Raw genomic sequence first — 2906 nt, 5'->3', positions numbered from 1 at the left:
GGTCGTCACGTTCGCTGACCAGTACGAGCCTAAAACGGAAGGGCTGGCTGATGGCTTCTTCGCCGTTGAAGGAGAACACCTGAAAGACAGGTTCAATACCGTTGATCTTCAGCTCAAAACGGTTCTCGCTGGCGGGGTCATTCATCATGATTCTCCATGCTGAAGCGTGGCTCTGAGTCCATCGACCCTGACGGATCGATGGGGTTATTGGTCAGATTCAGCTCGAGACAGGGTTGCGCCAGTCATCAGAGCCAGACGTTCCACATGTTTCGTGCGTCCAAGTGATCTTGCGATAAGTGAAGTGCACATCTTCCAGATGCGTGAAGTGCGAATTGCCAGGATCCTGACAGTTATGCATGTAATCCTTTATCTCGACGATCTGGGCATCCTCCAGAAGGGTTGTGTAATAAAGTTCCTGGTTGCCTTGATTTGAAGTTCGATACCACTGAATTTTTACTTCTGATAACCGTTCGCCAGCTGTAAGGGCAGCCAGTAGCAGAGGTGATGATTTATCGAAAACTTTTGTAATGCATAAAGGCTTGTGTGTGCGCTGTCCACTGGGCTGGCCAGACTGGGGATCCCGTGGCATGGCTATTTCATGACTAAAGGCTTGTACCATGGCCTGATCTTCATGGCCTTCCTGATAAATGTTTCCCACAGATTGTGCTGTGAACGCTGCCTCAGTCATCAAACCTTGTTTTTCGCCGGTGATCGAGATGTAAGCGGGTGTTGCCATTAGCGTCTCTCCTGATAAATAGGTTTTCCAGCCATCAGCGCTGGTAATTAGCCAATAACAAAAAATGTGCCAGCTCTGAGAGGTGCCCATGAAATGGGGAGTTGAGCCGGGTGTATAGATTTTTGGCAGGGATTTGTACGGTTATCTGCTATAGGTTGCGTCGTTTTTTGCACAGAGATGTGATTTTTTGCGCACTGATATCAGGCCTATATTTTATTAGGGATAAGCGAGTGGGATCTCGATTGATCTAAGAAAGGTATGCAAATAGTTGCGCAATCGAGTTGCGATCGGGTTAGGGGTGAGGGTTTTGAGGGGGGGGTAAATATGAAATATTTTTATTTCCTACATGCATACTATTTTGCAGTGTAGGAATTTTCTGAAAAGACATTGCAGTGGATTTGCTGGCTTGTTAAACAGGCTGCGGCCAGTTAATGTTCGCTCCGTTAAAAAGTTTCCAGCATTGCGCCAGTAATTATCAGGGGGCGGAGTAAATGACTCGCTCGGACAAACCATCTGCTCTCTATCTCCATATCGTTCAGCATCCTGTATCCGGCGATAACTATGCTGGCGAGGATGTTCGTTTTTCGGCCGATTTTGAAGCCTTGGAAGCACAGCTAAGCAGTGAGCAGTCCATGCTGGCGTCTGCGCGTGTCGACTGGGCGAAGGTTCGAGAAGAAAGCGAACGGATTTTACGTTATCGATCAAGAGATTTGCGCGTGGTCTGTTGGCTGACCTGGGCGCTTTATCGTTGTGAGTCTTTTTCGGGATTGTTGGCAGGTATTGGTTTATTACGCGACCTGTGCGAACACCATTGGGTGGCGTTGCATCCTCGCAAAAGTCGAACACGGGCGGCGGCTTTCGGCTGGCTACTGCCCAGGCTTGATAAGATTCTTGTGGAAGATGTATCGGTCGGTAAGCAGCATTCTTTGTTTCAAGAAATCTCGATGCATCTGGAGGTTCTGGATGAGTTGTTGGGCCGGTACCTGGGAGAGGAGGCCCCATTGATGTTGCCGCTTCGGCGGCGGCTGACTCGTATGCTCCAGATGGCCTCTGAGCATGATAGCAAGCCCTTGGCCATTGCAGAGCAGATTAAGGAAGTTGCAGCTCAGTTTTGTAGTCATCCATCCATTGGTAATGAGAAGGACGCTCGTAAAGCGCTGTATACGCAATTGGAAACCGCACAGTCGTTATGCGTCTGGTGGTTAAAGCAAAAAGCAACAGACCTGAGGGCCTTAAGGCTCAACCGTACGATGCTCTGGCTGACTATTGAGGCCACGCCGGAATGTAACGCGCAGCTCATAACAGTATTACGAGGCGTGCCTGCAGATAAGTCGCGAAGCTATAAGGAACGGTTTGAGCAAGCTAAACATGCAGACCTAATTGTAGATATCGAGCAAAGCATTGCTCACTCACCTTTCTGGTTCGATGGGCAACGTTTGGTGTGGGAGTGCCTGCAAGCACTGGAGGCTGACAGTGCAATGCGTGAGGTGGAAGTTCAATTTGCCTTGTTTTTGCACAGGCTGCCCGACGTCGTTGAATTGCGGTTTCATGACGGGCTCCCGTTTGCTGATGAGACGACGAAAAACTGGATATCGACCCATGTAATGCCTCATGTACGAGTTGCTCAGTCTGATCCCGCCCCAGCGAGCAGTGTCGGCAAGGCATCTTGGGAAGCTGTTCTTGAAGAAGTGATTCCGACCGTGGCCAGAGACGGACTCAAATGTGCAGTGCAGGTGCTGATGCAGCACTTGAACGATGCCCGAAACGAGCGTGAGCGTTTTTTCTGGCAGTTCAGTATCGCCCGGATCTGCTACCAGGCAAAGAAATACGAGCTGGCCAGGATTCAATTGGAACTGCTTGATCAAAAACTGTGTAAGGCCGGTCTTGAAATCTGGGAGTCTGAAACATTTCTGAGCGTGCTGCGACTTTTGTACAGCTGCTATGAGCTACTTCCATCCAGCCAGGACTTAAAACTGAGCAAGGACGCATTGTACCGAAGACTTTGCCAGTATGATTTCGAAACGGTATTGAATAAAACTTGATTGCCTATGTTGGCAAGGAGGACACACGATGGCCAAAGACGGCTCTGTCGCACCTAAAGAGCGTATCAATGTGACGTTCAAACCCGCTACAGGCGATGCGCAGGAAGAAATTGAACTGCCACTGAAAC

3 protein-coding genes are annotated in these 2906 nt (G+C 49.3%); 2 read left to right on the top strand and 1 reads right to left on the bottom strand.

All coding sequences use genetic code 11. The features are described from left to right. Positions 1-217: 217 nt before the first annotated feature. Positions 218-736 carry an Hcp family type VI secretion system effector gene (locus BZK31_RS28700; protein ID WP_083186492.1) on the bottom strand — a complete coding sequence of 173 codons (519 nt, stop codon included), beginning with the start codon at positions 734-736 and terminating at the stop codon, positions 218-220. Positions 737-1227: 491 nt separating this feature from the next. Between BZK31_RS28700 and tssA the strand changes: the two genes are divergently transcribed. Both tssA and BZK31_RS28690 read left to right on the top strand, forming a co-directional pair. Continuing rightward, positions 1228-2778, top strand: a complete 1551-nt coding sequence (gene tssA, locus BZK31_RS28695) for a type VI secretion system protein TssA (RefSeq protein ID WP_083186491.1) — start codon at positions 1228-1230, stop codon at positions 2776-2778. 28 nt (positions 2779-2806) lie between these two features. After that, a partial coding sequence (locus BZK31_RS28690) for a type VI secretion system contractile sheath small subunit (protein WP_167378137.1) occupies positions 2807-2906 on the top strand: 100 nt, incomplete at its 3' end.

This window comes from Pseudomonas floridensis, assembly GCF_002087235.1.
GTDB lineage: Bacteria > Pseudomonadota > Gammaproteobacteria > Pseudomonadales > Pseudomonadaceae > Aquipseudomonas > Aquipseudomonas floridensis.
The sequence above is the reverse complement of the archived record's forward strand: the minus strand, read 5'-3'. Positions and strand labels throughout refer to the sequence as shown.